21 protein-coding genes and 1 tRNA gene are annotated in these 23,685 nt (G+C 64.0%); 15 read left to right on the forward strand and 7 right to left on the reverse strand.

All coding sequences use genetic code 11. The features are described 5' to 3' along the window. Positions 1 to 99: 99 nt before the first annotated feature. Together ACX4ZE_RS00855 and ACX4ZE_RS00860 are read left to right on the forward strand one after the other, a co-directional pair. Positions 100 to 891: an isoprenyl transferase gene (locus ACX4ZE_RS00855; RefSeq protein ID WP_480271632.1), complete on the forward strand. Its 792-nt coding sequence runs from the start codon at positions 100 to 102 to the stop codon at positions 889 to 891. Between the two features lie 14 nt (positions 892 to 905). After that, the gene (locus ACX4ZE_RS00860; protein WP_480271300.1) at positions 906 to 1,328 is read left to right on the forward strand and encodes a hypothetical protein; all 423 of its coding nucleotides are present in this window, start codon (positions 906 to 908) and stop codon (positions 1,326 to 1,328) included. Between the two features lie 39 nt (positions 1,329 to 1,367). Here ACX4ZE_RS00860 and ACX4ZE_RS00865 read toward each other — a convergent pair whose 3' ends face one another. Further along, on the reverse strand, positions 1,368 to 1,985 hold the full coding sequence (locus tag ACX4ZE_RS00865; protein ID WP_480271301.1) for a TetR/AcrR family transcriptional regulator: 618 nt from the start codon (positions 1,983 to 1,985) through the stop codon (positions 1,368 to 1,370). Between the two features lie 102 nt (positions 1,986 to 2,087). On the opposite strand from ACX4ZE_RS00865, the gene ACX4ZE_RS00870 reads away from it, so the two are divergent. Further along, the gene (locus ACX4ZE_RS00870) at positions 2,088 to 3,059 is read left to right on the forward strand and encodes a hypothetical protein (protein ID WP_480271302.1); all 972 of its coding nucleotides are present in this window, start codon (positions 2,088 to 2,090) and stop codon (positions 3,057 to 3,059) included. A 67-nt stretch (positions 3,060 to 3,126) separates the two neighbouring features. Here the strand turns inward: ACX4ZE_RS00870 and ACX4ZE_RS00875 are convergent, their stop codons facing one another. Next, the gene (locus ACX4ZE_RS00875) at positions 3,127 to 3,561 is read right to left on the reverse strand and encodes a Fur family transcriptional regulator (protein WP_480271303.1); all 435 of its coding nucleotides are present in this window, start codon (positions 3,559 to 3,561) and stop codon (positions 3,127 to 3,129) included. Positions 3,562 to 3,564: 3 nt separating this feature from the next. Further along, complete coding sequence (locus tag ACX4ZE_RS00880) at positions 3,565 to 3,915, reverse strand: ArsR/SmtB family transcription factor (protein WP_480271304.1); 351 nt, start codon at positions 3,913 to 3,915, stop codon at positions 3,565 to 3,567. A 240-nt stretch (positions 3,916 to 4,155) separates the two neighbouring features. Here ACX4ZE_RS00880 and ACX4ZE_RS00885 point away from each other — a divergent pair, with 240 nt between their 5' ends. Next, positions 4,156 to 5,547: a glycine--tRNA ligase gene (locus tag ACX4ZE_RS00885; RefSeq protein WP_480271305.1), complete on the forward strand. Its 1,392-nt coding sequence runs from the start codon at positions 4,156 to 4,158 to the stop codon at positions 5,545 to 5,547. 146 nt (positions 5,548 to 5,693) lie between these two features. After that, on the forward strand, positions 5,694 to 7,064 hold the full coding sequence (locus ACX4ZE_RS00890; protein WP_480271306.1) for a flavin-containing monooxygenase: 1,371 nt from the start codon (positions 5,694 to 5,696) through the stop codon (positions 7,062 to 7,064). Between the two features lie 40 nt (positions 7,065 to 7,104). On the opposite strand, the gene ACX4ZE_RS00895 is transcribed toward ACX4ZE_RS00890, so the two are convergent. Together ACX4ZE_RS00895 and ACX4ZE_RS00900 are read right to left on the reverse strand one after the other, a co-directional pair. After that, positions 7,105 to 7,491, reverse strand: coding sequence for a DUF1707 domain-containing protein (locus ACX4ZE_RS00895; protein WP_480271307.1), 387 nt, complete (start codon positions 7,489 to 7,491; stop codon positions 7,105 to 7,107). A gap of 170 nt (positions 7,492 to 7,661) precedes the next feature. Next, positions 7,662 to 9,635, reverse strand: a complete 1,974-nt coding sequence (locus ACX4ZE_RS00900) for a TPM domain-containing protein (RefSeq protein WP_480271308.1) — start codon at positions 9,633 to 9,635, stop codon at positions 7,662 to 7,664. Positions 9,636 to 9,665: 30 nt separating this feature from the next. Here ACX4ZE_RS00900 and ACX4ZE_RS00905 point away from each other — a divergent pair, with 30 nt between their 5' ends. The 6 genes from ACX4ZE_RS00905 to dnaG all read left to right on the forward strand — a co-directional run bounded on the left by ACX4ZE_RS00905 (position 9,666) and on the right by dnaG (position 16,014). After that, positions 9,666 to 10,343 carry an MBL fold metallo-hydrolase gene (locus tag ACX4ZE_RS00905; RefSeq protein WP_480271309.1) on the forward strand — a complete coding sequence of 226 codons (678 nt, stop codon included), beginning with the start codon at positions 9,666 to 9,668 and terminating at the stop codon, positions 10,341 to 10,343. 146 nt (positions 10,344 to 10,489) lie between these two features. Continuing rightward, on the forward strand, positions 10,490 to 11,170 hold the full coding sequence (locus ACX4ZE_RS00910) for a YdcF family protein (protein WP_480271633.1): 681 nt from the start codon (positions 10,490 to 10,492) through the stop codon (positions 11,168 to 11,170). Between the two features lie 6 nt (positions 11,171 to 11,176). Continuing rightward, positions 11,177 to 12,436 (forward strand): deoxyguanosinetriphosphate triphosphohydrolase, encoded by a 1,260-nt coding sequence (locus ACX4ZE_RS00915; protein WP_480271310.1) that lies wholly within the window; start codon positions 11,177 to 11,179, stop codon positions 12,434 to 12,436. Positions 12,437 to 12,594: 158 nt separating this feature from the next. Next, positions 12,595 to 13,746, forward strand: a complete 1,152-nt coding sequence (locus ACX4ZE_RS00920; RefSeq protein WP_480271311.1) for an FIST signal transduction protein — start codon at positions 12,595 to 12,597, stop codon at positions 13,744 to 13,746. Next, on the forward strand, positions 13,743 to 14,087 hold the full coding sequence (locus ACX4ZE_RS00925) for a ubiquitin family protein (protein ID WP_480271312.1): 345 nt from the start codon (positions 13,743 to 13,745) through the stop codon (positions 14,085 to 14,087). Before ACX4ZE_RS00920 ends, ACX4ZE_RS00925 begins: the two co-directional genes overlap by 4 nt. Before the next feature lie 10 nt (positions 14,088 to 14,097). Further along, entirely contained in the window at positions 14,098 to 16,014 is a 1,917-nt protein-coding gene (dnaG, locus tag ACX4ZE_RS00930; protein ID WP_480271313.1) for a DNA primase, read from the forward strand. A gap of 85 nt (positions 16,015 to 16,099) precedes the next feature. Here the strand turns inward: dnaG and ACX4ZE_RS00935 are convergent, their stop codons facing one another. Further along, a complete protein-coding gene (locus ACX4ZE_RS00935; RefSeq protein WP_480271634.1) occupies positions 16,100 to 16,345 on the reverse strand; it encodes a hypothetical protein in 246 nt (81 codons plus the stop codon). A gap of 199 nt (positions 16,346 to 16,544) precedes the next feature. Between ACX4ZE_RS00935 and ACX4ZE_RS00940 the strand changes: the two genes are divergently transcribed. The 3 genes from ACX4ZE_RS00940 to ACX4ZE_RS00950 all read left to right on the forward strand — a co-directional run bounded on the left by ACX4ZE_RS00940 (position 16,545) and on the right by ACX4ZE_RS00950 (position 21,254). Then, positions 16,545 to 16,617: transfer RNA gene (locus tag ACX4ZE_RS00940), tRNA-Asn, on the forward strand. Positions 16,618 to 17,025: 408 nt separating this feature from the next. Beyond that, on the forward strand, positions 17,026 to 19,752 hold the full coding sequence (locus tag ACX4ZE_RS00945; protein ID WP_480271314.1) for a hypothetical protein: 2,727 nt from the start codon (positions 17,026 to 17,028) through the stop codon (positions 19,750 to 19,752). Next, the gene (locus tag ACX4ZE_RS00950) at positions 19,749 to 21,254 is read left to right on the forward strand and encodes an AAA family ATPase (protein ID WP_480271315.1); all 1,506 of its coding nucleotides are present in this window, start codon (positions 19,749 to 19,751) and stop codon (positions 21,252 to 21,254) included. Before ACX4ZE_RS00945 ends, ACX4ZE_RS00950 begins: the two co-directional genes overlap by 4 nt. 119 nt (positions 21,255 to 21,373) lie before the next feature. Here the strand turns inward: ACX4ZE_RS00950 and ACX4ZE_RS00955 are convergent, their stop codons facing one another. After that, positions 21,374 to 21,541: a hypothetical protein gene (locus ACX4ZE_RS00955; RefSeq protein ID WP_480271316.1), complete on the reverse strand. Its 168-nt coding sequence runs from the start codon at positions 21,539 to 21,541 to the stop codon at positions 21,374 to 21,376. Positions 21,542 to 21,860: 319 nt separating this feature from the next. Here ACX4ZE_RS00955 and ACX4ZE_RS00960 point away from each other — a divergent pair, with 319 nt between their 5' ends. Beyond that, positions 21,861 to 23,504 carry a serine/threonine-protein kinase gene (locus tag ACX4ZE_RS00960; protein WP_480271317.1) on the forward strand — a complete coding sequence of 548 codons (1,644 nt, stop codon included), beginning with the start codon at positions 21,861 to 21,863 and terminating at the stop codon, positions 23,502 to 23,504. Positions 23,505 to 23,685 lie beyond the last annotated feature (181 nt).

Raw genomic sequence — 23,685 nt, forward strand, 5'->3', positions numbered from 1 at the left:
TGGAACTCATCAGAAAGTAATGCGGTAGTGGAGCGGCGGCGGCGACGGAGATCGGGCAGGATATAGGCCGTGATCTTGCGTCGAGACTCTGCTACCGCTATTGTTACCGCAACTGAGCCGAGCGCTGCAGATGGTCCTCGCGCGCCCGCGCCACACCCGTCAGGAGCTCGGCCCCCGCAGTTGCCACCGGAACTGATACCCAATCATGTCGCGCTCGTGATGGACGGTAACGGGCGCTGGGCTCAGGAACGCGGGCTGCCGCGCACCGCAGGGCATGAGCGGGGCGAGAATGTCCTCATGGACACCGTCGAGGGTTGCCTCGAAATCGGGGTGAAGTGGCTGTCGTCCTATGCCTTCTCCACCGAGAATTGGCGGCGCAGTCCCGAAGAGGTGCGCTTTCTGATGGGCTTCAACCGCGATGTGATCCGCCGCCGCCGCGACGAGATGAACGAGATGGGTGTGCGCGTGCGCTGGGCCGGTCGTCGGCCGCGCTTATGGCGCAGTGTGATAAAGGAATTGGAGATAGCCGAAGAACTCACCGCGGGCAATACCGCCATGACTCTCACCATGTGCGTCAACTATGGAGGCCGCGCCGAGATCGCCGACGCGGCGAGGGAGATCGCGCGCAGGGTGGCGACGGGCGAGATCGATCCGGAGAAGATCACCGAGGCGACGGTGGCGCGATACCTGGACGAGCCCGACATGCCCGACGTGGATCTGTTCCTGCGTCCATCGGGCGAGTTCCGCAGCTCCAACTTCCTCCTCTGGCAGTCGGCCTACGCTGAATACGTCTACCAAGACACGCTTTTCCCTGATTTCGATCGGCGCAATCTTTGGGAGGCGTGTCTCCAGTATGCCGCGCGAGACCGCCGTTTCGGTCTCGCCAAATGAACGGTGGTTCGGGCATGAACGCAGACGCGGGTACAAGTGTGACCCAAGGGCAGGAGCTACAGGCGCGAGCGGGCGCGTGCCTGTCGCGTTACGGTATTGATGTGCGGGTCGATGCCGAGGGATCGCTCGGCTACGAGTACGAGGGCGCGTTGTGCTCGCTGCGTGCGGTGAATCTCGCGCCCGGCTTGGATGTGCTAACTCTTACCTGTGTGTTGGCCTGGGACCGGCCGCTGGAGCCGCGGCTGCGCAAACGGGTTGCCGATCGCAACAACGCGTTGCAGTTCGGCTCGCTCACCATGATCGGCCACGGCAAGCTCGCAGATGTCCTCCTGCGCTACACTTTCCCCGCCGCGGGGCTGGACGATCAGGCCCTGACTACGATGCTGCTGCTCGTGTTATCGAACGCGGGCCGTGCCAGGCAAGGGTTGGTGCCCTGACACCTCGCCCGCCAGGGGGCGGCTCGGGGCCGGTTGTGCTCAGGTGGTCGTCGATCGGGCGGACTCGCCGTAAGGCAACAGGGTGCGCACGCCCCGCGCCAAGGTTTCCGGGTCCGGGTCGCCGAGGATGAGGTGTTGCAGGATGAAGCCGGGCAGCATGCCGATGATAGCCGTGGCCACGGCATCGGTGTCGGCGTCTTCCGGTAGCCAGCCACGTTCACGCATGTGCTCGGCGTAGGTGACCCACAGTGTGCGCATCGAGCGCATCGCCTCGCGGACCATCGCGGCTGCCTCGGGGCGGACCAAGGCCAGTGCCCAAGCTTGCGGCGCCAGCCGCACCGGTCCATCGGGGCCGCTCTGTCGTACCACCTCCTCGGCGAGCACGGTGATCAGCTCGGCGGGAGCCGGGAGTGGTTCGCGCTGGATCACCTCATACATCATCTCGCGCAGATGTACGGTCGTCTGGGTCGCCAGCGCGGTGATCAGCTCGTCCTTGCTCTTGAAATAGCGGTAGACCGCCCCAGCGGACAGCCCTGATTCGATGAACACATCCTGCATCGAGGTCTCATGGAACCCGGTGCGGGCGAAACAGAGCCGCGCGGCGTCCAGAATCTGCTGCCTGCGGCGTTCCAGGTGTTCTTCGCTGACTCGGGGCATGCCTCCAAAATAAAACGAATATCCATTCTTGAAAACTTCGCGGAGATATGCCACGGTGGAGACAATAAAAAGAACGAGCATTCGATTTTTTGGGGGTGCCTCATGAACACTGCGCAGCGAGCATTTTCCGTCGGTCTCGGTGCCGCCTTGCTCCAGGCGCTGATGTTGATCGCGTTCGCCTGGCCTGCTGCCAATATCGCGCCACGTGAGCTGCCGCTGGCCGTGACGGGACCGCAGGCCGGGGTAGCGGCAGATCGTCTCACTGAGACTGGTCCGGATGCCTTCGAGGTCATTACGGTGGCCGATGTGGCAGCCGCTCGCACCGCGATCGCGGACCGGGAGGTCTATGGGGCGATCGTCACCGGTGGCGGGCGCCCTCGCGTAATGGTCGCTTCCGGCGCGAGTCCTGCCGTCGCCCAGCAGCTCGGTCAGATCGGACAGCGACTGTCCGGCGCGCCCGTCGCCGCTGTGGAGGACGTGGTGCCTGCCGATGCGGATGATCCGCGCGGCATCGTATTCGGTGCTATGGTGCTGCCGCTGGTGATGTCCGGTATCGCGGCCGGTGTGCTACTCGCGTTGGTGATCCCCACGGTCGGTGGCACATTGCTCGGGTTGGCCACATTCGGCGCCGTGGGTGGATTGCTGAGCATGGTGATCATCCAGGGCTGGCTGTCGGCGCTGCCAGGGCCTTACCTTACGCTCGCATCGGTGGCCGGGCTGGTCTCGTTCGTGGTGGCGGGTTCGGTGGCAGGGCTCGCCGCGGTATTCGGTCGCGTGGGCATCGGAGTCGCCGCGCTCACCATGTTGCTGATCGGCAATCCGTTTTCCGCAGCTACCTCGGCGCCGGAGTTACTGCCGCAGCCGTGGGGTGCGATCGGCCAGCTGTTGCCGCCCGGCGCGGCTGCCTCGCTTCTGCGTTCGGTCGCGTTCTTCGACGGGGCCGCTGCCGCTGGTTCGCTCGCGGTGCTCTCCAGCTGGGCCGTGGTCGCGCTCGCACTATTGGGTACCGCCGCGCTGCGTGCTCATCGCACCGAGGCGGCTGTGTCGGTCCGGGATCCGCTCCCGGTGGGCTGAACCTTGGTTGGCGCGGAGTCCGAGCGCGCCCCTGCCCGCGTGATGGTGTAGCGACAGGCACGGGGCGCTATCTACTCCGCCTGCGCGCCGGTTCGCAGGCCGGGCAGATGCCGAACATCTCGAGGGTGTGGCTGATCTCGGTGAATCCGTGTTCGCTCGCGATCGACTCGGCCCACGTCTCGACTGTCGGGCCTTTCACTTCGACGGTGCGGCCGCAGTGCCTGCACACCAAGTGGTGATGGTGGCCGAGAGAGCACTGACGGTAGACCGATTCACCGGAATCGGTACGCAACACATCCACCATGCCGGCATCGGCCATCGACTGGAGCGTCCGGTAGACCGTGGTCAAGCCGATGTATTCACCGCGTTTGCGCAGTTCGTCATGGAGTTCCTGGGCAGAGCGGAATTCATTGATATCACCGAGTAGCGCAGTGATGGCGCTGCGCTGTCTGGTGCTGCGGATACCGACTGGTTTCTGTACGGCGGCCGTGTTGTCTGGCACGGATCACCCTTCCTCGGCGTGCGCGACGGCATCGATGACGATATGTGCCAAATGGTCATCGACGAGTTCATAGAGCACTTCGCGACCCGACCGCTCCCCGTGCACCAGACCCGCGGCCTTGAGAATGCGCAGATGCTGACTGACCAGGGGCTGGGTGACGCCGAGTGCGTCCACCAGCTCGTGTACACAGCGTGGCGACTCACGTAGCTGCAGCACGATGGCAATACGAACCGGCGCTGCCAGCGCCCGCAGCAACTCGCCCGCGTCTTCCAGGACGGTCCGTGTGGGAAGGGGCGCCGGGCCGGGCGACCGATACGGATTGTGTGGCTGTGCTGCGGCAGTCTCGGCGGGCATGATCGACCAACTCCTAATTGGAAAGCATTACCATTTTGCGTATGCACAGGTGCGCATGTCAAATAGGCTTGCCGAGACGGGCTGAATTTCGCATGATTCGCGGGCGCGCGTGCTGTGCGGTGGAAACACGGTTGGATGGGGTCTATAGGCTGTAGCGGACCCGATGGCATTGACCGGTTCGGTGGGATAGGTCCGGTCGGCCGATACTGATCCGACTCGCAGTGGATGGAGAATTCTCGCGTGGCACCCAAGTCGAAGGTGGACACCGTTGCCAACCTCGCCAAGCGCCGGGGTCTTGTGTACCCGTGCGGTGAGATCTACGGCGGTACCAAGTCGGCATGGGACTACGGACCGCTGGGTGTCGAGCTCAAGGAGAACATCAAAAAGCAGTGGTGGCGCGCCATGGTCACCGGTCGCGAGGATGTCGTCGGTCTCGACTCCTCGGTGATTCTGCCCCGTCAGGTGTGGGTGGCCTCCGGTCATGTCGGCGTGTTCAACGATCCGCTGGTCGAGTGCCTGAATTGTCATCATCGTTTCCGGCAGGACCACTTGCAGGAGGCGTACGCGCTGAAGAACGGACTCGACGATCCGGATGCGGTCTCTATGGAGCTCATCGCCTGCGCGAACTGCGGTACAGTCGGCCGCTGGACCGAGCCGCGCGACTTCAACATGATGCTCAAGACTTACCTCGGCCCGATCGAGTCCGAGGAGGGCTTGCACTACCTGCGCCCGGAAACCGCCCAGGGCATCTTCGTGAACTTCGCCAATGTGATGACCACCGCGCGTAAGAAACCGCCGTTCGGCATCGCGCAGATCGGCAAGAGTTTTCGCAACGAGATCACTCCGGGCAACTTCATCTTCCGCACTCGTGAGTTCGAACAGATGGAGATGGAGTACTTCGTCAAGCCGGGCGAGGATGTGGAGTGGCACAAGTACTGGATCGAGACCAGATTCTCCTGGTACATCGATCTCGGCATCGCCACGGAGAACTTGCGGTTGTTCGAGCACCCGGAGGACAAACTCTCGCACTACTCCGTGGGCACCACTGATATCGAATATCGCTTCGGTTTCCAGGGCAACGAGTGGGGTGAGCTGGAAGGCGTCGCCAACCGCACCGACTTCGACCTGAAGACGCACTCCGAGCACTCCGGTACCGAGCTGACCTTCTTCGACCAGGCCACCAACGAGCGCTACATCCCGTATGTCATCGAGCCCGCGGCAGGCCTCACCCGCTCGCTGATGGCCTTCCTGGTCGATGCCTACGCCGAAGACGAGGCGCCCAATACCAAGGGCGGGGTGGATACCCGCACAGTATTGCGACTGGATCGTCGCCTTGCTCCGGTGAAGGCGGCGGTGCTGCCGCTGTCGCGAAATGCCGATCTGACGCCGAAAGCCAAGGATCTGGCCGCACGGCTGCGCAAGAACTGGAATGTCGAGTTCGACGACGCGGGTGCCATCGGACGCCGATACCGCCGCCAGGACGAGATCGGCACACCGTTCTGCGTCACTGTCGACTTCGATACATTGGACGACCAAGCGGTGACCATCAGGGAGCGCGATACGATGGCGCAGGAGCGCATCGCGTTGGATAAGGTGGAAGGTTATCTGGCTCAGCATCTGATCGGGGTCTGATTTCCGCCTGCTGCGCTCCGGGTCACGGAGGCGGAGCAGCGTGCTGAATCGCAGGCGACACCAGGATTGTTCCTGCGAATCCCAGTTATCGAATGTATCGTTGTCTGAGGGATTGCTGATGCGGATTTTCGGACTGGGGAAGTTGCATGGAGCGAAAGCAGCGAATAGCAGTGATCGGTGCTGGACCGTCCGGTATCGCTGCGGCTAAAGAATGCCTTGCTTACGGGCTCTGCGAAGATTTGGTGGTCTTCGAAAAATCCGATCAGGTGGGTGGCAACTGGGTTTACCGTGATGAGGGGGGTCATTCCAGCATCTACGAGACCACCCACATCATCAGCTCCAAGTACTATTCGGAGTACGAAGATTTCCCTATGCCGCCGGACGCGCCCGATTACCCGCACCACACGGTGCTGAAGAAATACTTTCAGGACTATGCCGAACATTTCGGCGTGACATCCAGGATCCGTTTCCACACCGAGGTACTGCGCGCTACACGTGGCGATGAAGGGGAGTGGATCATTCGTTCACGTGGTCCGGAGGGGGAGCGGACCGAGACTTTCGACGTCCTTATGGTCGCAAACGGCCATCACTGGGATCCGCGTATGCCGGAGTATCCGGGGCATTTCGGCGGCGAGTTCATCCACTCGCACGAGTTCAAGACCAGCCGCCCGTTCTCGGGTAAGCGGGTGCTGGTCATCGGCGGTGGCAATTCGGCGGCCGACGTGGCGGTGGAGTGCTCGAAAGTAGCCGAGCGTTGCTGTATCTCCATGCGGCACGGGAATTGGTTTATGCCCAAGTACATCTGGGGGATTCCTACCGATGTTTTCCATGGGAAAACTGTGCAATGGGTGCTGCCCTGGCTGCGCCAGTCTTCGTTCGGGCTGACGATGCGCATGGTTCTCGGGGACAACAGGGATTTCGGGCTGCCGGATCCCGATCATCGACTTCTGGAGGGGCATCCCACCATTAATTCCGAACTATTCTACTGCATCGGCCATGGCTCGATAATGCCCAAGACCGGTGTTTCTTTCCTGGATGGCGAACGCGTACATTTCGTCGATGGCAGTAGTGAAGAGTTCGACGTGATCATCGCGGCAACTGGTTACAAGATCACTTTTCCGTTCTTCGATAAGTCCTTCATAGACTGGGACGGTGTGCAGCGGCCGCCGCTGTGGCGGTTCGTGTTCCATATCGACATCCCGAACCTATACTTCATCGGATTATTCCAGCCTCAAGGCTGTATCTGGCCACTCGCCGATTACCAGGCCATGCTTGCCTGCTTGGAGCTGACCGGACGCTATCGCCGTCCGGCGGATATGCGGAAAGCGGTTGCCAGGGAATCGGCGCATCCGCACTACAAGTTCGTCAAAGCGCCGCGCCACTCCACCGAAGTGGACTACAGGGCCTTCCGTAAGGAACTTCTCGCCGAGCTGAGGGTGGCAGGAGTGAAGCCACACAAACGCCCGAAGGAGGCAGCGATCAACAAGATATCGCTATTCGGACGACAAGAGGCCTGAAACCGACCCGACTGGCCGGTGCGGTGTATCGAGCAGGCGCTCAATGGTCCCGGCGACCGGCGACTCCGATCGTGGTCGGAATGAGCAGCGCGAGACCCCACGGCACTGCCACCCAGAACGGCCAGAAGTAGCCCGCGCCGGTGAACAGGTAGATCGCGAGGCACAGCACATTGACCGACACCCACGGGGCCCATATGATCCCTACCCACTTCGGAATGCTCCTGGTCTGTACCGGTAGTGAATCCCGCTGCGCGGGAAGGTCGGACAGCAGCGGGGCCAATTCGCCATATGTCTTGGCGGCGTATACTCGCTGCAGTCGCTCGTCGAATTCGTGCAGTGACAGCCGTCCCTCGCTCATCGCATGACGCAGTTGGTCGATGATCTTCTCGCGATCGGCGTCGGACGCTCGCAGATACTCCTGGCTCACGGAGTGATCGTATGTTCACGGCGCGGGCATCGCGAGCGGTCTGGTCACCGCGTTTTCCGCAGTGTTGTTCACCGGTGCGCGAGTTCCGCTATCTCTTCCGCCTGTCGGTGTGTGCCCGGAACGGAGGTGCCGCACGCTTTCGAGGATCGGCGCCCGCGTCGTGCAGTACGTCAGAACCTTCCTCCGCGGCTGATCCGCCGAGATCCGGCTGAGCCGCCGAACGAGCCCGGGCTCCATCCACCATCGGAATGCCGAGCGCCACCCGCCGCCCCGCGCAGCATTCCCTCGAGCAGGATGCCGCCGAGCACCGCCCCGGTGTGGGCACCGCTGGATGGAGCCCGGCCGCGCTCCCAAGCCTGCACGCTGGTCTGGGCCTCCCACAACGCGCGCCCGCCCAGGTCTGCCGCCGTCCTGGCATGCCGCAGTGCCTGTTCCGGATCATTCGAGCTGAACTGTTGTGCCTGGTCGAGGTTGCGCTGCGCCTCCGATAGCCGGGTGCGCGCTGTGGCATCGATGCCGCCGCGGCGGGGAATGATGTAGTCGGTAGCCGATCCGACCTTGGCGCGAGCATCGGTGAGGGCTCGGTCGAGCCTGCGCCGCAGGTCTTCGGCGGCGAGTTTGCGGTCGGTGGCGGCGGCGAGGGCGCGTTCGAGGTCGGCGTCGGCGGCTACGGCATCATGGAAGGCGTCCAGTGGGTCGGTGCTCGCCGTGGCCGCCGCTTTCTCCAGGGTGGATTGCGCAGCGGTGCGCGCAGCGGCCAGTTCCGGTCCGCCGTAGGCGGAAAGCTCGGTGGCGGAGGTGATATCACGGCGCAGCTCATCCAGTGCTCCGGGCAGTCCATCCCGCGCCTGCTGGATATCGGCGGCCGCGTTGGTTACCGCGTCGAGCAGGACGCGTGCTTGGCCGACAGCGGCTTCGGCGGAGCGGATAGCAGCCACGACGCCGCCCTGCTCACCCACCGGCCGAGCGAGCGCGGCCCGGCCCGCATCGATATTCTGCTCCGCGAAAGCGATGCGCTCGCGTGCCATGCGTGTGTTGTCCCGGATCGAGGTGAGAACCTCGGCCGGGTGGACGGTGGTGAGCCTGGCCAGCTCGGCTTCCGCGCCGGGGAAGCGGGCAGTGGCGTCGACAACAGCTCTGGTGAGTCGATCCAACCGGTTCGTGGCGTCGAGCAGTAGATCACGCATGGCGTCGAATTCGGCGACTTGTCGGTCGAGGTCCCGGTCGGCGCGCCCTACCGTGCTGATCAGATCGATCAGTAGTGCTCGTTGTTCTTCCTGAGTCTCCGGGATGGCGTCGTCGAGGCGCTGCCGGATCGCGAAAGCCTTGGTGGCGGCGGCTTTCGCGTGCTCGAGCGCAGTGCGGAAAGGCGTGGTCGCGATGGCGCCGAACTCGCCGGTGGCCAGGTCGAGTTCCTCGGCGCTGGTGCGTATCGCGTTGTCGATCTCCACTAGTGCTTCGCGGGACCGGGCATGCAAGGTATCCAGCGGCAAGGTGGCCAACGCCGCCGTATCCTCCGGATCTACATCTCGTGCGGCCGCTAGCGTGGCCTCGGACCGGTCGCGGTGCATTTTGCGGTTGTACCACACCAAACCGCAGGCCAGGAGTATAATGGCCAGCCCGATACCGAGCAGGGCACGCCAGTTCGCTCCGCCGCCGCGTATCGCCGAGTCCACACCGTCGGCCGCAGTGATTCCGGCATCGGCCCAGCGCCCGGCGCGCAGGTCGGGCTCCACTTTGCCGGTCAGGAGGGCATCGAGTTCGGAATCGCTCACACCACGAGGCAACTCGCCCTCGAACCAGTACGCGCGATCCTCGGTGGCGATCGTGAGCAACAGGTCTCTCGGGCCGAATCCGGATATCGAAGCAGTGCGTTGAGCCCAGTCTTTCGGGGAGAGCCCGTCGAAGCTGCGCACGTACATCACCCACAGCCGGACCCGCTGGTCGGTGTAGAGCTGGTCCACCGCAGCGCGCACCTGGTCGAATTGCCCGGTGTCGAGCGCCTCGGCCTGATCTTCGACGTAGGTACTCATCCGCAGCGGCGGTTCCGCTGTACCCGCGGGTGCGCCGAGGAGGGCGGCGCCTGCCAGCAGCACGCTGAGCGCGAGCAGGCGGATACGGCGATTCCGGGATAGCAGTGACATGGCATGAATCTAGCTCGCTAGCATGGTTTTGTGATCACCATCGATCGCCCGTACACCGGCCATGTGTCCCCGAATTCGAACCCGCAGCAGCGCGATATTCCCGGCGCACGCGTCGTAAAGATGTCCGTCGGCGGCATGGACAACAACTGCTACCTGGTGCAGTGCGCGAACACCGGCGCCGCGCTGCTCATCGACGCCGCCAATGAGGCTTCGCGGATCGCCGCCCTTGTCGAGCAGGAAGTGCCGGGGAAAGTTCAGCTGATCGTTACCACCCACCAGCACCCCGACCACTGGATGGCACTGACCGAGACCACCGCGGCCACCGGTGCCGGGACGGCGGCCCATCCGCTGGATGCCGATCCGCTCCCGGTCCGCCCGGACCGGTTGCTCGCTGACGGCGACACCGTCGTGATCGGTGAGCTGGTTTTTCAGATCATCCACCTGCGCGGCCACACCCCCGGTTCGATCGCGCTCGCTCTTTCCGACGGCGCGGGCCGCACCCATCTGTTCACCGGTGATTCCCTATTTCCCGGTGGCGTCGGCCGTACCACCTCCCCAGAAGACTTCGACTCTCTCTTCGCGGACGTCACCACCAAGCTCTTCGACCGCTATCCCGATGACACGGTCATCTATCCGGGGCATGGTGATGACACCACCCTCGGCGCCGAACGTCCCCATCTAGCCGACTGGCAGACCAGGGGTTGGTGATCGGCGCGTCCGTGCGCGGCTGGTCGGTGCAGTGCACGAGTCCGCCGGATATCGAAGTATCGATGTGCGTGCCATCGGTATCGACAGTGTTGCTGGTTCGGTGACACCGCTGCTGCTGGCAGACTTGGGGAGTGGATTTGCCAACGATGCGCGCCCGAGCTGTTCCGGCTGCTGACTCCGCTCGGCCACCTGGCTCGGATGCGGGGTTGCTGTGCTGGGCGCGGCGATTGGTTGTCGGCTCGATAGTGATGGGGGTGGTGCTGGTCGGTGGAACCTCTTTTCGCATATGGCATGTCGCGCGCATCAATGACTATCGGAAGGCCGACGCGATCGTCGTGCTCGGCGCCGCACAGTATTCTGGAACGCCTTCCTCAGTATTCGAAGCGCGACTCGATCAGGCCTACAATTTGTTCCGGGCCGGTATCGCGCCTCGGGTGATTACGGTGGGCGGCAAGCAGAAGGGGGACCTGTTCACCGAAGCGGCCTCTGGCAAGAACTATCTGCGGGAGCGTGGCGTGCCCAGTGACAAAATCCTTGCCGTAGAAACCGGTTCGAATACCTTGCTCAGTATCGAGGCGGTCGCGACGGCGATGCGGGCCCGCGATATGTTCTCGGCAGTGCTGGTCAGCGATCCTTGGCATTCATTGCGCACCCGTACCATGGCCCACGATGCGGGCTTGGCGGCATGGACCGCGCCGACGCGGACCGGTCCCGCCGTCTACACCCGCGAATCACAGCTGCGCGGTATCACCAGAGAGACCGGTGCTCTGCTGTGGTACCAGTTCACCCACTTTTCGGCGGACTTCACCTATACAGCACAACAATGAGATTCGATGAGCGACCGGTATACCGATCATGACAGGGAACGCATCGTCCGCGAGGATGTCAAGACAGCGGGGCTCGGTAGCCCGCGTAGTGAGTTCGTCACCGGCCATCGCACCGAGTTCGCTCGGGATCGCGCCCGGGTGCTGCACTCCGCCGCGCTGCGGAGACTGGCCGACAAAACCCAGGTCATGGGGCCACGCGAAGGAGACACACCGCGCACTCGACTCACACATTCGCTCGAGGTCGCCCAGATAGGACGCAGTATCGCCGACGGACTCGGCTGTGACCCGGATCTGGTCGATCTGGCCGGGCTCGCCCACGACATCGGCCACCCCCCTTACGGTCACAACGGGGAGAAAGCGCTGGATACTTTCGCGGATGCCTACGGAGGATTCGAAGGTAACGCGCAGAACCTGCGCATTCTTACCCGTCTCGAACCCAAAGTGCTCGAGCCCGACGCCACGAGCGCGGGCCTCAACCTCACCCGCGCCGCGCTCGACGCCGCACTCAAATATCCTTGGGGCCGAACGGGCTCAGGCACGAAATTCGGTGGATACGAGGTCGACGCCGATCGGCTGGAGTGGATACGCAAAGAAGCGCCGGACCGGCGTCGCAGTCTGGAGTGTCAGATCATGGACTGGTCCGATGATGTCGCCTACTCGGTGCACGACGTCGAGGACGGTGTGCTGGCTGGTCGCATTGATCTGCGTGCGCTGGCCGACTCGCTCGAGCAGGACGCGTTGGCCGCGCTCGGCCAGTTCCAGCATTCGCTGGCGGCCGACGAGCTGAGCGCTGCCGCGCAGCGCCTGTCGGAGCTGCCGGTGGTCACCGAGGCGTCCGGATACGATGGCACGTTCACTGCCTCGGTCGCGCTCAAGCGCCTCACCAGCGAGCTGGTCGGCCGCTTCGCCACCGCCGCGATCGCGGCGACCAGAGCGGTCGCCGGGCCACAACCGCTGTCCCGGTATGCTGCTGACCTGGAGGTCCCGCGCATTGTCGCTGCCGAGATGGCTTTGCTGAAGACTGTTGCGCTGCGCTACGTGATGTCCGATCCGGCGCACCAGCTGCGCCAAGCCGAACAGCGCGAACGTATCCTCGCGGTGGCTGATCAGTTGTTGGCGACCGCCCCGCGTAGCCTCGATCCGCTCCTGCTGCCTTTTTGGAACGCCGCCACCGACGACACCGACCGTGTGCGCGTCATTGTCGATCAGATCGCCTCCTACACCGAAAGTCGCTTGGAACGGGTCGCTGCCCGGCTTGGTGCGTAGCTCGCCCAGTCCTGTGCTCGCCTTCTGCTTGGGCCGCTACTGGGAGACATGCCTGCTGCTCGGTGGCGGCGCCAGGGAGGGGAAATTGTAGTATTCACGTGAAATATATTGTGCTACAAAGCTATTAAACGTCTTTGGTGGTTGGCTAAGATGGAGGGGTGCGGATCGGAGTCGGGCTCTCCACCGCGTTGGATGCGTGGCATGCGGGTATGGAGGCCGCAGCGCACGCCCGCGATCAACTCTCGGGCGAGGCGCTGTCGCTGGCTGTATTGTTCGCCTCCCGAGCCCATGGTGATGAGGCATCGGCCGTGCTCGCCGGTGTCCAGGACACGATCCGGGCTCCTGCCCTGGTCGGGTGCGTGGCGCAAGCAGTGGTAGCCGGTCGCCGTGAGATCGAGGACGAGCCCGCAGTGGCGGTGTGGCTGGCGTCTGGACTACCTGCCGAGACCTTTCAACTGGATTTTCTGCGCACGGAGACCGGCGGGCTGCTCGCCGGTCACCACTTCGATAAGAGTGCACGCGATTTTCACCTGCTGCTGCCCGATCCCTACTCTTTTCCGGCTGAATTGCTGCTCGAACATCTGAACGCCGATCTGCCCGGCACCGTCGCGGTGGGTGGGCTGGCCAGCGGTGCGCAGGGCCCGGCAGACAGCAGGTTGTTCCGTGACCACGATGTGGTGACCTCAGGTGCGGTCGGCGCACGGTTTCCCGGCCTGCACGGCGTCTCGCTCGTATCCCAGGGCTGTCGGCCGATCGGCTACCCCTATATCGTCACCGGTGCCCGTGGTTCGCTGATTACCGAGCTCGCTGGAAAATCGCCGGTCGCGCGATTACAGGAGATTGTTGCCGCGTTGCCACCCGACCAACAGGACCTGCTGACTTACGGCCTGCAGGTCGGTATCGTGGTCGACGAGCATTTGGCCGTGCCGAGGCGGGGCGATTTCCTGATCCGCGGCATCCAGGGTGCCGACCTGTCGAGCGGTGTGATCGAGATCGGTGAGACTGTCGAGGTCGGTACGACCGTGCAATTCCAGGTCAGGGACGCGGCCGGAGCGGACAAGGATCTGCGTGCGGCCCTCGCGCGGGTGAGTTCGGAACTGCCCGGACGTCCGGCGGGTGCGCTCCTGTTCACCTGTAATGGGCGCGGCAGACGGATGTTCGGGGTTGCCGACCACGACGCCACGATGATCGACGATCTGCTCGGCGGCATTCCGCTCGCCGGTTTTTTCGCCGCGGGAGAGATCGGCCCGGTCGCGGGCCATAATGCGTTGCACGGGTTCACTGCATCGATGGCATTATTCGTTGAATGACCGTCGATATCCGGGTCTACGCTGAGCTGAACGACTTCCTCCGACCCGATGAGCGGCATGCGGTACTGCGCAGGTCGTGTCACCCGCACCAGACCGTGAAGGACATCATCGAGGTCAGCGGAATCTCGCACACCGAGGTCGACCTGTTGTTGGTCAACGGACAGCCGGTGAGCTTCGGCCCGCATCCGCGGGCAGGCAACTGGATCACCGTCTACCCGGTATTCGAGACGTTCGATATCGGCGGGGTGAGCAAGGTGCGCCCGCACCCCTACGCGCAGGCGGACCTGCCCAAAACTCGGCACACCGAGCCACCCGGGCGTGTCGGTGTCGCATTCGCCTAGACTCGCTGCCGTGGCCGGACGACTTCCTGATCGTGATATAGCGGCGATTCGCGAGCGCGTTCGGATCGAAGACGTGGTGGGGGAGTACGTCGCGCTCAAACGCGCGGGCGCGGACTCCATCAAGGGCCTGTGCCCATTTCACGACGAGAAGTCGCCGTCGTTCCATGTGCGGCCTAATCATGGTCTGTTCCACTGCTTCGGTTGCGGAGCAGGTGGCGACGTGTTCGCCTTCCTGCAGAAGATCGAGCATGTCGGATTCGTCGAGGCCGTCGAGCAGTTGGCCGACCGGATCGGCTATCAGATCAACTACGAGGGTGGCGGCACCACGGTGCAGCGCGACCGTGGCACCCGCGCCCGGCTGGTCGCGGCGAACGCGGCTGCCCACGAGTTCTACACCGCGCAGCTGCGCGAACCGGAGGCCGAAGCGGCACGTACGTATCTCACCGAGCGCAATTTCGACGCGGCAGCCGCCGAGCAGTTCGGTTGCGGATATGCCCCAGCCGGGTGGGACAGGCTTACCAAACATCTGCTGCGCAAGGGGTTCGAGGCCAAGGAGCTGGAAGCCGCTGGATTGTCCAAGCCGGGCAGGCGCGGCCCGATCGACCGCTTCCACCGGCGTCTGCTGTGGCCGATCCGTAACCTCGGCGGCGAGGTCATCGGCTTCGGCGCTCGTAAGCTCTTCGATGACGACACCATGTCGGGTAAGTACGTCAACACCCCGGAAACGTTGCTATACAAGAAATCTCAGGTGCTCTTCGGTCTCGACCACGCTAAGCGGGAGATCGCCAAGGGGCATCAGGCAGTCGTGGTGGAGGGCTACACCGACGTTATGGCGATGCATCTGGCTGGTGTGAAAACCGCCGTCGCATCCTGCGGCACCGCCTTCGGCGACGATCACCTCTCCCTGCTGCGCCGTCTGATGCTGGACGACAATTTCTGGCGCGGCGAGATCATCTACACCTTCGACGGCGACGCTGCGGGGCGGGCAGCGGCGCTGAAAGCCTTCTCCGAGGACCAGAAACTGGCCGGCCAGACCTATATCGCGATCGCGCCGGACGGGCAGGACCCGTGCGAATTACGCCAGCACTCCGGCGACGCCGCCGTGCGCGATCTGGTCGCGCGCCGGACACCCCTGTACGAGTTCGTGGTATGTGGCCTGCTCGCCGACCACGACCTGGATACCGCGGAAGGGCAAGTGGAAGCGTTGCGCCGTGCGGTGCCGGTGGTCGCGCAGATCAAGGACAACGCGCTGCGCAAGGCCTATGCCACCAAACTGGCCGGCTGGGTCGGTTGGGACGATATCCAGATGGTCGTGCGCCGGGTCGGCGAGGAGGCCAGGCGGCGGCGTAACAGTGGGTCCGTGGGCACGAGCCGGGCGCAGGCACCGCGTGAGGTGGTCGCCGAACATCCCGCCGCGCGCCCCAATCCGAACGATCCCACCTTGCTGCCGCAGCGCCAAGTGTTGGCCGCCGCACTGCAATACCCGGCAATGGCGGGCGCGGGTTTCGACGCGCTCGAATCCGAAGCCTTCGCCCATCCCGCCTATGCGAACATCCGCGCGTTGATCACCGAGGCGGGTGGCGTAGCGGCCGGGCTCGGCGGCGCCGAATGGGTCAATGCCATCACCGACCGCACTGACGACCTGACCGTGCGTGCTCTGCTGTCGGAACTGGCGACCGAGCCGTTGCCGGTGAAGTCGGAAGCGGACATCCCACGCTTCGTCACCGGTGTGCTGGCGCGCACCCAGGAGGCCTGGGTCGGCAGGCAGATTGCCGAACTCAAGTCCAAACTGCAGCGGGTGTCTTCCACCGAGCAACCAGACGCCTATTTCGCACTCTTCGGCGACCTCGTCGCCTTGGAGCAATACCGTAAGAGCTTGCTCACCCAGGCAATGGGAAACCACGACGACTTCGCCACCGGAGCTTAGCGGCCGACTTCCGCAGAAAATGCCCGGTGAGGCGTGATCTCGCACCCATGCCTCGACCAGCGTGAGGCGGAATCATGCGGTGTGATCAGTGCCGCAACTGGTCGTGTGGCACCAGAACGGTAGTCCGCTCGTCGAGTGGCTCCATCGGTTCCAACCGGGGCTGCGTGCTGAGTTTGTCAGCCAGTCGCTGTCTGCCGACGTGTACGAGCTTGCGGGTCACCGGACTCTCGGCCACCGCGCGGGTCGCCGCGCTGATCTGCTCATAGCGAGCCCGCCCGGCTTTGCTGCCGAGTACGTACCCGGCCGCCACGCCGATGATCAACCGCAGCATTTCGATGTGCTCCTCCCAGTTGCCCGTTCGCCGCCACCATCCTGCCCGACGGCCGATAAACCTGTCGATTCGGATACCCACTGCCGAGATCTCAGCGATACCGGACAAGTCAGCAGGTAGCAACGCGATTTGGGGTACCGGTCAGCGATACGCTACAGTTTCTCCTGGCCCGCCCGGGGCCGGGAAGAGCCGAGAACAATCCCCTATAGCTCAATTGGCAGAGCAGCCGACTGTTAATCGGCAGGTTACTGGTTCGAGTCCAGTTGGGGGAGCGGCAATCGGGGTGAGCGTATCATTTCTACCTTGTTTTGCGCTTCTCGGCGGTGAAACGGAAATGTTCCGAGCCAGATCCTCCTGTGCGCAGCGGCCCGATGAGATCATCCCGCCCTGTGTCGCAGATGACGACCTGAGACCCTCCGAAACCCGCTCACACTCGCCTTTCTTCTCAGGAGCGAGCACAGCCTATCCGGCTCGCGATGGTAGCTGTCGCAGAGTTGGCTCATGGTGTAGCCGCGGGACTTGCCTTGTGACTGCTCGGATTCAGTGAAAGGTGTGGGGCCTTACGTTCGGCGGAATTCTGGTCGTTGGTCGAGGTGTCATTCGTTATTGTCGTGTGCGGCAGTCACATGTGTCACGGCCAGCGAACAGTCGAACCACACGATTTCCAGCAGGGGGTTCATGTGCCGAGCAAGTCGGTCGGCGGCGGCACGAGCGCTGTCGCCGCGTCCGCGCATGCCGCGTGCGCGCGGTTTCGTGGAACCGATCCACTCGTACTGGGACGTACACGCCGGAAGCTTGCCGTCGATGTCGGCTTCGCCGACGATTCGGGTCGCATCTCCGAGGCGCGGTGGATACGCGCGATGACCTTCGAGCAGTTGGTGCGCGACGGGGAGTTCGCGAGCGAAATCGCCACTACCGCTGTCGGGAAACTTGGCTTGGCTCGTCCCACCGAAGTCGTGACAGTCGACGCGCGCGCGGATGTGGACCGGACGGCCATGCTGCTCGACGATGCCCATGTGCGTGCGGTCACGGACGGCGTGGCGATCTTGATGCACGGACCGGCCGTCCCATTCGCCGGATTCGAGGAGGGTCAGTCGACCGACGTCAAACCCGACTTCGCGGTAGTAGCTTCCACGGCCAGTGGCGACGGGTCGTGGCTGATCGTCGGTGACGCCAAAGATTACGAACGGCTACGCTCCCGAATCGAGGACACCAGGCTGCTGAAGGGGTTCTTGCAGGTGGCTCTCGGCGCCGAGTCCGCCGCTGTCTGGTCTCGGTTACCGAACGGAATGTCGGTGCACTCGCACGGTGTGCTCGCGGTTCCACGCAACGCGTTCCTGCAGCCCGAGGCATTGATCGAGCTGCTCGACGACCACAGAGCCGAGGTGCGGACGCGGGTGGCGGAGCGGCGTCGCGAGGCTGCGCGGCGGCCGTTCGGCGAAACGGAGGATCTCACCACGTACGTCGCCCACCTGCGGGCGACGTACGACCCGACGACCTGTACGACATGCACGCTGTTCTCCTACTGTCGCAATGAGCTCCGGACTTCGGCCGCCCCCGCCGATCTGCTGGTCGAGCTCGGAATCGCCGCGGATGTTCGCCCCAACGTGGTGGGGATCGTCGATGGCACCGGCGGACTCGGCCAGGCTCCGGCATCAATCGTGGCGAATGTGATCGCGACGAGGGACGGGGTCGCCCAGCCGACAGGCCAGCGCCGTGTCGACCCGGCGGGCCTGCCCGGAACGATCAACGTCGTGATCGCCAAGTCCGATGCCGCCGCGCTCGGTATCCACGGACTTGCCCTGCAGCGTGTTACCGCGCAAGGCCGTGAACCGTGGCAGAGCACTGTTTTCAGTGATACCCAGTCGTCACCACAAACCCGTCGTGACGTCATGCACCTGCTCGGAAGCGAACTGGTCAAGGCGATGACCGAGCAGCGAGAGGCGAACGAGGATGCGCCCAGCCCGATTCACATTGTCGTTCCGGACGAGTCGACAGCTGATGTCCTTGCCTCGATTGCCGACAACCTGGCCGGCATCGAGCTCAGCAGGTTGCGTTGGGAGCGTGACCGCCAGATGGGTCGTACGCCGTTGACTTTCAATGGTGAGCAGGCGCAGATCCCGTCCGAACTACCCGAAACCAGCCGGACCGCCGTGTCGTTCCTGCTGGAAGAAGATCGTGCCAGGGCGCTCAGCCTCCGCTCGCCGATTGTCGATATCCGGGCAGCGCTGGCACAGTACGTCATCGCCGGGGGGCCTGCCGTCGCTTCCCTCCGCTTGGACTACCTGGTGGGCTGGGCCGAGTCCATGACCTCTTGCCGCCTGAACCCGCGAGAGTTCGAAGATCGGATCGAATCCTGCGAGCACACCCCAGGCGCGCGATTGACGAACCGGCGATCAGATGCCGTCTATCGAGCCCTGATGGGAGCGAAGTCCAATCGGAAGCTGGCGGACGGGCCCGCCGATCCAGTGAGATACCACGCGCTCGTGACCGAAGAGCTCCGATACAAATGCGCGATCCTCGAGCGCGCCCTAGCCGTGCTCGATGCCATGCCCGACTCGAAACTTCGCGAGGTGCACCGGGCGATCGAGAGTGACGCCCAGGCAGTATGGCGGCGCAGGCTGGTGCTGCACGCATCCGATCTGGTTCGGTTCGGGCGGACCTACCGCCACTGGCGTAACTCACTCGTTCCCGTCATCGAAAGCGACCGCAGATGTCAGGCGCAACTACTCGCGTTGGCCAACCCCCGAGCCGCCTGGGACTTGGCCACTGCTGCGGGAACCAGAGAGGTCGCCTGCGCGACCGTTGTCCAGGTGGATCCGATCGTACTGGATGTCGAGTCACGTCGGATCAGGGACGGGACCAGGATCGTGCTGTTGCACGTCGATGAGGACGCGTGTGTCGAGCGTCCTGATGCCGACGTCACCGCACAGAAGGGCAGTTTCAAGTTCGCGGGGCTATCGATCGGGCCGCTGTCCGGCATTGACGACACGCCGCGTCGGTTCCAGTGGATACCTGTGAACATTCCGCTGCTGTCGGTCGGTGACCGGCTTGTCGTCGCGGATTTCACGTGGTTTTCGACCAACAAGAGCGATAGATTCCTCAATGTCACCAGGCCGACGGCCGACGCGGTGTCGGCGCCGAAAGTGACGTGCGGTAGCGACTCCTACATCGCAGATCCCGATGATCATCGGTACTGCTGTCGTCCGCACGAGAGTGCCGAGGCCGACTGGGCCGACCAGCTCGCCGACCGCCGAGCCCGCGGCGAACTCAACCCGCAGGTGTGGCCGCCGGTTGTGGACGGGGACGCGTTCGAGGTGGCTACGGCTGCGGTGCCCACCGGGAACCCGCTCGCCGAGCAGGCGACAGTGCCGCCCGACGATATGACGATGGACGACCTGGAGTGACGATCGAATTCTCGCAACCGAAGCACCGGTATGCCGAGCGTGTCCATCATGCCCGCGCTGCGGCGGGCAACGCGGCAGTCGCTGAAAAAGCGGTCGAGGCCTTGCGTAATGCGCTCTCGGACACAGCGCTTTGGGACCGCATTCTGCTCAAGGCGGCTGCCGGGGCGGGAAAGTCGTTCGTGTTGCAGCGGTTGGTGGTCGACGCCGTCGAGCAGGCCGAGTGTTCGCGCGTCGCCATTGTCGCGTTCACCAATAAGCAGATCCATCCGCTGGCGACATCGCTCGGACGAACCCTTGGCAAGGACAAAGTGTGCTTGTTCGTCGCCAAGGACCGATTGGCCGATGTTCCGGACGAAGCCCAGGTGAACGCGACTGTGGTCACGACGACTTCGAGCATCCCGACCGAGTGCGCGGTAGTCGTCGCGACATCCCACAAGCTCGGGGCGATCGGCGAGTTGAACAGGGTGCAGGATCACCTCGGCCCGGCTCACCACGACATCTTCGCGTTCGACGTGCTGTTCGTCGACGAGGCGTGGCAGCTTCCGCATTATCTGTTCGACAAGGTTGCGAAGGCGGCGCCGATCGTGGTCGGTGTCGGTGACGTCGGGCAACTGCCTCCACTGGAGGTCGGCGTGAACCCGTGGCGCGGTGACTACGGCTACAACCCCTACCGCGCCTGGCCCACCGACTTCGACCAGGACGAGCGCACATGGTCGGCAGAGCTGCCCGCGGTGTGGCGACCTGCCGCCGGTCACCTCGACCTGTGGCGGGCATTCTACCCCGAGTGGGGCGAGCTCAATTGCGTGGCAGCTTCGGGTGATCGGGCCCTGGTCGCGGAGGGGCTGTCCGCGGCGGTGGCTGAGATCTGGCAGCAGGTCGGTACTGGTGTGCCGACGTTGCTGGAGGTCGCCGGTCTGCCGGATCCAGAAGCAGCGGATATCGACCTTCCGCTGCTGGAAGTGGTCGAGTCACTGCTCGACGGCCTGCTCTCCGTGGAGTTTTCGCTCGAGCAAGCGAAGTACGACGCGACCGGGACTCCGACCGGGGCCACACTTACTCGTCAGCCGGGCGATGAACTCGGTGATCCGCTGATCACGATCCTGGCGACTCGGAATCAGGCGGTGGACGATGCGATCGACGTCGTCGAGCGATTACGCGCGAAGCACTCCCTCGTCGATGTCGACCTGGTGGCATCGACGGTCGACTCGTGGCAAGGGCAAACAAATGGCATCACCGTCGCGATCCATCCGTTGAACTCCGCCGCGGAGCTCGACGAGTTCAACTCGGCATTCGGCCGGTTGGCTGTCACCTGTACCCGCGCCACCCACGGTCTGTTGCTGGTCACGCGGCCGGGGCTCGACCAGCTCCTCGGCGAGGCACCGGTGCGTCCTGGGACGCCCCATGGAGAGCCAGGAAATCGGCACTTGCCCCGGCAGACCCACCACCGCATACTCGAGACATTCGCCCGTGGTACCTTGACTGTCGATACCGAGCAAGCCTGACAGAGCTGTGATTGTCCTGGCCCAGCGAAAGGCCGTGCAACAGTTTCAAGACAGCCGACAAGGCCTCGGCGAAGGTGCGAAGTCGGGGCGTGATCTGCGGTTTCGAGTTCTGAATTTCCTCAGCCCCAGGTGGCGAGCACATCAGCGGCGTTCCATGTCAGGTCGACAGTGCCCGCGAGAGAGGGCTCGATATCGGCCAACGATACGACGACCACCGCTGTTTCATGCGGGACAAAGCCTGGAACACTGGAGACGCCGCGACTGAGTTCGGCGAGATCGTGACCCAACAGTGGCAATCTCTGTGGCCCAGTTGCTGTGTGCTCTCGTTGTGTACGAGCGAAGAGGATCGAGCCACGGTTGGGCGAAAGCTTCGGAAACGGTGAGCGGGTTGGTGGTCCCTGACCCGAACCCATCCGGCCCGCGGCCGCGAGCCGTGAACGCCGTGCTGCAAGGTTCCGGGTGAACCGTTCGGCTTTCCGGCCGTCTATGGGCCGGTGCGGCGGTGACAGACAGGGGGTAGATCGAGCACGGAATGCATGTCCAGACTGTCCCAGTCCACTGTGCTCGGATCTCGCGCCGGTGCGGCGCAAGTCATAGGCTTGCGCGGTGAGTTCCGGGCGGACGATGGTTGACGGGCGTTTCGAGTTGATCGAGCCGCTCGGAAGTGGCGGCATGGGGACGGTATGGCGGGCGTACGACGTCACCTTGCATCGGGAGGTGGCGCTGAAGGAGGTGCGGGCGGCTGAACCGAATGGTGCGGCGAGCGTGCAGCGCGAGCGGGTGTTGCGGGAGGCTCGGGCACTGGCCCGAATCCGTCACCCGAATGTGGTGACAATCCACCACATCGTGGACTCGCCTGCGGAGACCCATCCGTGGATCGTTATGGAATTGGTGCGGGGTCGATCGCTCGCCGATCACCTGGCGGACGGGCCGATGGCTCCGGCGTGGACGGCGTGGATAGGCCAGGGGATTCTCGCAGGCTTGCGCGCCGCACACGCGGCGGGCGTGCTGCATCGTGACATCAAACCGGCGAATGTGCTCATCCGTGAGGATGGCGCTCCGGTACTGACCGATTTCGGGATAGCGGCGATCGACGGACTGGAAGGACTTACCTCCACCGGCAGTGTCGTCGGTTCGCTGGATTATGTCGCGCCGGAGCGGCTCGGCGGTATCGAGGGCCATCCGACCTCGGATCTGTGGTCGTTGGGGCTGCTGCTGTATGTCGCTGTGGAGGGTTATCACCCGCTGCGCCGCGAGACGTCGGTCGCTACGCTGGCGGCCGTCATGACGGGTGATATGCCCGCGCCTCGGCGGGCGGGACCGCTGACGCCGGTCTTGCGAGCTGTGTTGGTACCCGATCCGGATCGCAGGCCACCGGCCGAGCAGGTGGACCGGATGTTATCCGAGGCGCTCGCCGGATCATCGGGGTTGTGGGGTGTTCCTCCGCTCCAGTCGGAACCTCCTGCGCTGACGACGTCGTCGGGATCGTCGGCACCGATGATGCCGTCAGGACTCTCGGCACCGGTGATGCCGTCGGAACCGCCCGCTTATTCGGTGTCCGCTTCTCACTCCGGAACGACCAGTCCACCGCGACAGTTGTGGAGCACAGTGGTTCTCGCGGCCATGATCTGTGCCATGGTGGTCGCAGCGCTGGTGCTGTGGCCTCGAACTGCTGGAACGAGCACCATGGCCGACGGTTCATCCGATCCGAACGCGTCTGCCGACCCGGACGAATCGTCCAGCGCACCGACTTTTTCCCGCCAACCGTCCTCCATGTCCGCCTCTCCGAGCGCACCGCAGGCCGGTGACCTGCTCACCCCAGACGGCATCTTGCGTGCAATCACTGCCCTTGAACAGGTCACCGGCGGACAGCGATTCACCGAAACGACGTTCTACCCGACCTTCGTCGACACCGGTGCGCCATTGAAGGACCAGCCGACCCTGTACGACGAATTCACTTACCGCGACGGTAAAGCCGGTCGGGTGGGTCCTGGTGGGGAGCTCGGCGAGGCGAAGACGATGAATCTGCGCTCGATCGATTGGAGCACCCTCCCAGCGCTCTTCGAGAAGGCCAAGGAGGAACTCGGCATCCCCGAGCCCACCTCTCGTTACGTCATCGTCGACCCGGATTGGACCTTCAACGATGACAAACCGACGGTGCTGGTGTACTTGGCCGACGATTACGGCGGCGCCTATCTGGCCGCCGATGTCGACGGCTCGGTGGTGGAGCTGATGCCGCGCGAGCGGTGAGCTATCGGATCACTGGTCGGACGGCTTCGATACCGGGACGACACGGCGCATTCGTCAGCAGGCTTCCCGCGATTTCCCGCTTATGCCGAGCGAAGCAGTGATCGGTCTCTGACCAGCGAGAAGATCTCGCTGGTCAGAGACAGGAATCGTATCGCCCCTCCGGCTCGCTGATTCCGCTGTA

It is taken from the genome of Nocardia sp. TBRC8007, assembly GCF_056629435.1.

Bases quoted from the DNA above. Each gene is read 5' to 3' on its own strand.
- ACX4ZE_RS00860 (WP_480271300.1), top strand. From the start codon at position 906: ATGAACGCAGACGCGGGTACAAGTGTGACCCAAGGGCAGGAGCTACAG.
- ACX4ZE_RS00865 (WP_480271301.1), bottom strand. From the start codon at position 1,985: ATGCCCCGAGTCAGCGAAGAACACCTGGAACGCCGCAGGCAGCAGATT.
- ACX4ZE_RS00870 (WP_480271302.1), top strand. From the start codon at position 2,088: ATGAACACTGCGCAGCGAGCATTTTCCGTCGGTCTCGGTGCCGCCTTG.
- ACX4ZE_RS00880 (WP_480271304.1), bottom strand. From the start codon at position 3,915: ATGCCCGCCGAGACTGCCGCAGCACAGCCACACAATCCGTATCGGTCG.
- ACX4ZE_RS00890 (WP_480271306.1), top strand. From the start codon at position 5,694: ATGGAGCGAAAGCAGCGAATAGCAGTGATCGGTGCTGGACCGTCCGGT.
- ACX4ZE_RS00900 (WP_480271308.1), bottom strand. From the start codon at position 9,635: ATGTCACTGCTATCCCGGAATCGCCGTATCCGCCTGCTCGCGCTCAGC.
- ACX4ZE_RS00910 (WP_480271633.1), top strand. From the start codon at position 10,490: ATGCGCGCCCGAGCTGTTCCGGCTGCTGACTCCGCTCGGCCACCTGGC.
- ACX4ZE_RS00915 (WP_480271310.1), top strand. From the start codon at position 11,177: ATGAGCGACCGGTATACCGATCATGACAGGGAACGCATCGTCCGCGAG.
- ACX4ZE_RS00925 (WP_480271312.1), top strand. From the start codon at position 13,743: ATGACCGTCGATATCCGGGTCTACGCTGAGCTGAACGACTTCCTCCGA.
- ACX4ZE_RS00935 (WP_480271634.1), bottom strand. From the start codon at position 16,345: ATGCTGCGGTTGATCATCGGCGTGGCGGCCGGGTACGTACTCGGCAGC.